The sequence below is a fragment of the Candidatus Thiosymbion oneisti genome, assembly GCF_900092655.1.
Taxonomy (GTDB): domain Bacteria; phylum Pseudomonadota; class Gammaproteobacteria; order Chromatiales; family Chromatiaceae; genus Thiosymbion; species Thiosymbion oneisti.
Genome location: NZ_FLUY01000237.1, coordinates 1 through 1,056 on the forward strand (window position 1 = coordinate 1; position 1,056 = coordinate 1,056).

1 protein-coding gene is annotated in these 1,056 nt (G+C 64.3%); it reads right to left on the reverse strand.

What is annotated here, in order from left to right; translation table 11 throughout:
* Positions 1–1,056: IS110 family transposase (locus tag BQ17_RS21295; protein WP_218068012.1), on the reverse strand; the 1,056-nt coding region annotated here is incomplete at both ends.

Below are 1,056 nucleotides of genomic sequence, written 5' to 3' on the forward strand. Positions count from 1 at the left end.
CGCTTCCGAGGCCCAAGAGCGCTCCCTGCAGATTCGCCCGCGAATTCTTTCACAATCTCTGGAGCGTGGGAACGAGCGTGGACCGTGCCAACCACGGCGGCCATCCACAGCCGTACCGGCTCATGCTTAACCCGGCAGGCAAGTTCCCGCTCAATCCGAGGCACCTGCCGGCGCGCCTCCAGCAGATCGGCTGCGAGCCACTGTAACCGCTCACGCTCAGCCGCCGGGCACGGAACACCCAGGCTCCGGTGCGCACTGGTCAGCAAGGCCTGAAGCTTCTCCTCACGCCGCCCCGCACGACCGCTGCGACGCATCAACGCCGCGGCCCCCTGCGGATCAGCCACCACCGCGGCCGGATCACCATAAGCGTGAATCAGCGCCGGCAGGGTCACCGTGGCGAGCCCGAGGATGCCCAGACACTCCGGCCAATGACGGCTCAACCGGACTTTCAGACGGTTACTGGCACTTTGCTGATGCCCTTTGCATACCCGAAGCTGGGCCGGCACTGCCGCCACCTCACGACGCGCCGCCGCCGGCGCCGGCCACGCCTGACTGACCCCTTGCCGGGGCAACCGACCGATCAGATACGCCGCTTTCGCATCGTGCAGACTCGGCACCCCAGCGTAAACCTCCGACGCATCGTGCACCCATTTGGGACTGACCCGGTACCGCCCAAGCCCCGCTTGCCGCAATCGCCACACCAGCGCATCTCCATAGGTACCACGCGGCTCCAGCACGGCCTCCAACTGCCGCCCCTGCCCAAGCCATACCAGCCGCTCAAGCAGCCCTCCCGTCTCCCGCGGGTGATGCCAACGCATCGTTAGCACCGCTTCCTGATTCGCCGTCAGCAACGTGGCCACGAAGTCTTCCTTGGCCACATCCACCGCCACCACCACCCGCCCTCCTTCAAGCCGATTTGCTACCTCACGCCAGTCCACCTGCTTGAACTCGACGCACTTGTATCTACCTTTACTTATGGGGGTAGTGGTAAACTTATAAGTGAAAAAGTAGAGCGATTCATCTTTTTGATCCCCTCTCCCCAACCCCTCTCCCGGC